The sequence below is a fragment of the Acinetobacter sp. 226-1 genome (assembly GCF_030329325.1).
GTDB classification, from domain to species: Bacteria; Pseudomonadota; Gammaproteobacteria; order Pseudomonadales; family Moraxellaceae; genus Acinetobacter; species Acinetobacter sichuanensis.
In genome coordinates, this window is record NZ_JACANU010000039.1 from 1 (window position 1) to 3,763 (window position 3,763).

Consider the following 3,763-nt stretch of genomic DNA (forward strand, 5'->3'; position numbering starts at 1 on the left):
ATTGCCTCGAGTTTCTTCAAACTCGGTAAATGATTAGGCATACCCACATTTCCGTAATTACAGATCGTGTTGTGTGAGTCACCTGTAACCTGAGCAATTTCTTTTGGCGAAATCCCTTGTGTTTGGTTAATCATTTTAAAAATGGCAGTTTGAGCTTCTCTGCTCAGTGAAATTTCTTGCATTGTGAAATCCTTGTTTTCTTTCACGTATATTTTTAAGCAAAGAAAAGAAATAATTTGCTTGTGGAGTGTTTAATTGATCAGCGCTTGGCGGTCTGCTTTTAGTTTTCCTTCGGTAAGGATTTCAAAAAGCGCTTGGGTACGTGGCGGGATGCCTTTTTTTTCCCATTTCCATAAAGTGACTTCTGAAAAACCAATTTTTTGAGATAAGGCTCTTCTAGTTTTACACTCGTAATGATTCATTAAATCTAGTGGGTTCATTTGCTTTTACTTAACTATAGTTAATAAACCAAAGTTACCACAATTTAACCACTGTTTCAACATTAAGTATTAACATTAGTTAATATAGCTAACAGGAAATTAACCATGTCTTTTCATTCTCGCTTAAAAGAAAAATTAGAGGAAAAGAAGTTAAAGCCTGCTGACCTAGCTAGAGGAGTTGACGTTTCTTCTGTAGCAGTTGGTAAGTGGGTGCACGGAGACAGCATACCTAAAGCCGAAAAGCTTAAAGCTATCTCTAAATTTTTAAATGTCTCTGATGATTGGTTGTTAACAGGCAGAGAGAATGGGAAGCAAGAAAACCATCCAGTGTTAGCATGGGATGCCCCTGAGGATTTAGATCCTAGTGTATATGTGGTTATCCCGCATGTTGATATTAAATTTTCTGCAGGTAATGGGCGTATTGTTGAGTTTGAGCCATCAGAAAAAGAGCAAGGATCAGTGCGCTTATTGGAGTGGGTGCATAAAAAACAGGTATCAGCCAAAAACCTAATAACCGTTGATATTGATGGGGATAGTATGGAGCCAAGAATTCCTGATGGCAGCATTGTTACTCTAGATAAATCCATCAACTCCCTAGATCAAGTTCAATCAGGGAGAGTTTATGCTATTCGATATGGGAATGAATTGAAAATTAAGCGCTTATCTCGTCGATTTGATGGCGCATTAATTATTGATAGTGATAACCCTCAATACCAACGTGAAATCGTTGAGCCTGAGCAGTTGGAACATATAAGCGTAATTGGTAAATACGTTTCACATAGTTATGATGGAGAAATTTAAAATGGTTTTAGACAACTCAACACTACCAATCAATCAAATTATTACTCGAATTAATGATGCAGCAGCAAATAATGAGGCGATCGTCCTTACAGCAGAAGAAGTAAAAATCTTGTCAAAGGATATTGGAGAAACGTATTTCATACCTGTCTTAACTAATGAGCAGATTGTTCAACTTTGTGAAGAAGGAAAGTTAGGAAAACCAATATTTCCCAAGAAAACAGATAGATGAAATGACAAAATTATAGGAAAATTGGACTATACATAGCAGCAATACTTTTGTGTTGGGTGTTTATGTTGAAATAAATTTAATGAGAGGTAAATTTTGAATACAAATGAATTGCTAATTCAGAGAGTTGCACAAAACATTCATGAGTCAATTAAGGGTGTTAAGGATATTAATTTAACCACTAAAGATGAGTATCTTTTAGCTAAAAAACTATGTGGAGAACACTTCATACCTCATTTTACAAAAAAACAAATTATAGAGCTTGTGAGAAAAAATAGAGTTACTCAATCGCAAATCAAATAGGTGGCAACTCAATTGAAAATTATCGATATTAATTCTAAGAAAATTAAACGCATTTTATTTCAATGATACTTGCTTACTGTTGGATTGATGGCAAGTGAACGTTTTATATCAATTGGTTAATAAAAGTACTTTTGATGATTTTATGAATACCAAAGATAAAGACAAGTTTTGCAAATCAAAGGTCAAAGGAAGTAAAGAATACCCAATATTGCAATTATTTGTATAAAAAACTGCGAACCCGACGCAGCTTACTGATCGGGTGGAGGAATTAATGTCTAAATACTTAATTAGTTACGATCTTATTGGTCAAAAGGATTACGTTGGGATAAGTAAAGCAATAATGCGAATTGCTGACGGTTGTGTTTGCCCATTAAAATCAGTGTGGGTGATTACTCATAAGGGTAACGCCACTGATATTATCAACGCCTTAAAACCCTATATTGACTCAGATGATAGGCTACTTGTTGTTGAGTTAACAGGTGATGCAGACTGGACATCAACACTTGATGAAGACAACAAAAAATGGCTTAGTGATTATTTGTTGAACTAGGGGGTTTGGGTGAATAGCAACCAACGCCATCAAAATAATCCTGCTGATCTTTAATGGCTTTATCAATCCACTCTTGATTAGCGTCAACCACCACATCTTCTAGCAGGGTTACACGTCCTTCGAATAACTTAACTCGCGTTCCTGCTGGAATAATTCCGCGTTCTGATTCTTGATTATCACTCATAGTAAACTCCATAACCCACCCAGTGTGGGTTTTCTTTTTAAAAATCCATACTTTCCCTAATATTATGAAGTTGAGACTCTGCACCAACATTGTTCTCAAAACATCCATAAATATCGGAGAAAATATGAAACCTGAAATTATAGAAGCTCTAGCGTTAGAGCTTACTAAAGCAACTATTAATGAGCGCTCTAAAAATGAAAGCGCTTTTGATATTACCGATGCGGAATTATGGGTTCACGTGTACCTAGAGTCTTTAGAGCAAATCAAGAAAGGTTATGAAGAGCAATCAACAGAACAAAGCCTTAATGACTGGAAAAAGCTCTAACCCACGATATCAACCTTTTGCATTAATTAATATCTAACAAACAGCCATTCTTTTTTGAGAATTCAAGAAGAGTGGCTTTTAGCTCATCTGCATACTTAAGTGGCACTTCAATAGTAGCAGTAACAACCCGACCACCAAACACAACCAGCTTAGCCGCGTTCACATGCTTTTCCAAATCTTCAGGCTTTACGCCATTCAACAATAGTTTCTCTACTAATTGTTTACGCCATTCGTGTATTTCATTTCCTAAACTCATTCTTATCACCTTAGTGGTTGGGTTTCTTTTATCTATTAAATCATAGTTAACAAACTAGAGTGTAAATTTATTAAACTAAAGTTAATTTTATTATTGACATAATTATTAACCATAGTTAATATTTTGACATTAGATAACAAAAAAGCGCACCGACCTGAGAAATCCAATGCGCTTTTTACAACTGAATGCGAGATTAATTATGAATGCAAAACTAAATCCTATCAACCCTACTGTTACACATCGTGTACAGCCAAAACGCTTTTTACAAGTTTGCACAATCAGTGCTTTATTCACGACTGGTATCGTTGCTTTGGCATACGACCAAAAAGCCACTGAATACAAACCACCTCTAGCATCTGAATACATCCCTTCTACTTACGCCGTGCAAACAGTAGAAATCACTTCATTAAGCACTGGCTATGCTGTGATTCAAATTGATGAGTTCACATTAAAGTTCCCTTTTGAATATGCAACTCATGCTGATAGCTACGGTGTACCAGAATCAAACTTCACTGCTGTAGAAATTAAAGAACTCGGTCAAATCAAAGTCTTTGACGAGAAAGGCAATCCATACCGCGACTTCACTGATCAACTCGACCACCGCAATATCAATAACTTGTTGATTGGTTTTATTGAGCGTAATCGTTTAGTGGAGGCTGTGTAATGTCAAATCAAAAT

The 3,763-nt window shown here is 35.9% G+C and carries 9 protein-coding genes and 1 pseudogene; 6 read left to right on the forward strand and 4 right to left on the reverse strand.

What is annotated here, in order from left to right; all coding sequences use genetic code 11:
* Window positions 1-182: pseudogene (locus HX124_RS17765) on the reverse strand (phage regulatory CII family protein); the annotation flags it as partial.
* 69 nt (window positions 183-251) lie between these two features.
* The gene (locus HX124_RS17770; protein WP_107010261.1) at window positions 252-440 is read right to left on the reverse strand and encodes a hypothetical protein; all 189 of its coding nucleotides are present in this window, start codon (window positions 438-440) and stop codon (window positions 252-254) included.
* A gap of 105 nt (window positions 441-545) precedes the next feature.
* Between HX124_RS17770 and HX124_RS17775 the strand changes: the two genes are divergently transcribed.
* The 4 genes from HX124_RS17775 to HX124_RS17790 all read left to right on the forward strand — a co-directional run bounded on the left by HX124_RS17775 (window position 546) and on the right by HX124_RS17790 (window position 2,320).
* Window positions 546-1,241, forward strand: a complete 696-nt coding sequence (locus HX124_RS17775) for a S24 family peptidase (RefSeq protein ID WP_286384412.1) — start codon at window positions 546-548, stop codon at window positions 1,239-1,241.
* A 1-nt stretch (window position 1,242) separates the two neighbouring features.
* Entirely contained in the window at window positions 1,243-1,470 is a 228-nt protein-coding gene (locus HX124_RS17780; protein WP_286384413.1) for a hypothetical protein, read from the forward strand.
* A gap of 93 nt (window positions 1,471-1,563) precedes the next feature.
* Window positions 1,564-1,770 carry a hypothetical protein gene (locus HX124_RS17785; RefSeq protein ID WP_286384414.1) on the forward strand — a complete coding sequence of 69 codons (207 nt, stop codon included), beginning with the start codon at window positions 1,564-1,566 and terminating at the stop codon, window positions 1,768-1,770.
* A gap of 271 nt (window positions 1,771-2,041) precedes the next feature.
* On the forward strand, window positions 2,042-2,320 hold the full coding sequence (locus HX124_RS17790) for a hypothetical protein (protein ID WP_286384415.1): 279 nt from the start codon (window positions 2,042-2,044) through the stop codon (window positions 2,318-2,320).
* On the opposite strand, the gene HX124_RS17795 is transcribed toward HX124_RS17790, so the two are convergent.
* A complete protein-coding gene (locus tag HX124_RS17795) occupies window positions 2,298-2,504 on the reverse strand; it encodes a hypothetical protein (RefSeq protein ID WP_286384416.1) in 207 nt (68 codons plus the stop codon). The two genes, HX124_RS17790 and HX124_RS17795, sit on opposite strands and share 23 nt — an antisense overlap.
* Window positions 2,505-2,628: 124 nt before the next feature.
* On the opposite strand from HX124_RS17795, the gene HX124_RS17800 reads away from it, so the two are divergent.
* On the forward strand, window positions 2,629-2,829 hold the full coding sequence (locus tag HX124_RS17800) for a hypothetical protein (protein WP_286384417.1): 201 nt from the start codon (window positions 2,629-2,631) through the stop codon (window positions 2,827-2,829).
* 22 nt (window positions 2,830-2,851) lie between these two features.
* Here HX124_RS17800 and HX124_RS17805 read toward each other — a convergent pair whose 3' ends face one another.
* Window positions 2,852-3,085 carry a hypothetical protein gene (locus HX124_RS17805; protein WP_286384418.1) on the reverse strand — a complete coding sequence of 78 codons (234 nt, stop codon included), beginning with the start codon at window positions 3,083-3,085 and terminating at the stop codon, window positions 2,852-2,854.
* A 199-nt stretch (window positions 3,086-3,284) separates the two neighbouring features.
* Here HX124_RS17805 and HX124_RS17810 point away from each other — a divergent pair, with 199 nt between their 5' ends.
* Entirely contained in the window at window positions 3,285-3,749 is a 465-nt protein-coding gene (locus HX124_RS17810) for a hypothetical protein (RefSeq protein ID WP_286384419.1), read from the forward strand.
* Window positions 3,750-3,763 lie beyond the last annotated feature (14 nt).

Excerpts from the sequence above, each read along its gene's own strand:
- HX124_RS17770 (WP_107010261.1), bottom strand. The coding sequence starts at position 440 with ATGAACCCACTAGATTTAATGAATCATTACGAGTGTAAAACTAGAAGA.
- HX124_RS17775 (WP_286384412.1), top strand. The coding sequence starts at position 546 with ATGTCTTTTCATTCTCGCTTAAAAGAAAAATTAGAGGAAAAGAAGTTA.
- HX124_RS17780 (WP_286384413.1), top strand. The coding sequence starts at position 1,243 with ATGGTTTTAGACAACTCAACACTACCAATCAATCAAATTATTACTCGA.
- HX124_RS17790 (WP_286384415.1), top strand. The coding sequence starts at position 2,042 with ATGTCTAAATACTTAATTAGTTACGATCTTATTGGTCAAAAGGATTAC.
- HX124_RS17795 (WP_286384416.1), bottom strand. The coding sequence starts at position 2,504 with ATGAGTGATAATCAAGAATCAGAACGCGGAATTATTCCAGCAGGAACG.
- HX124_RS17800 (WP_286384417.1), top strand. The coding sequence starts at position 2,629 with ATGAAACCTGAAATTATAGAAGCTCTAGCGTTAGAGCTTACTAAAGCA.
- HX124_RS17805 (WP_286384418.1), bottom strand. The coding sequence starts at position 3,085 with ATGAGTTTAGGAAATGAAATACACGAATGGCGTAAACAATTAGTAGAG.
- HX124_RS17810 (WP_286384419.1), top strand. The coding sequence starts at position 3,285 with ATGAATGCAAAACTAAATCCTATCAACCCTACTGTTACACATCGTGTA.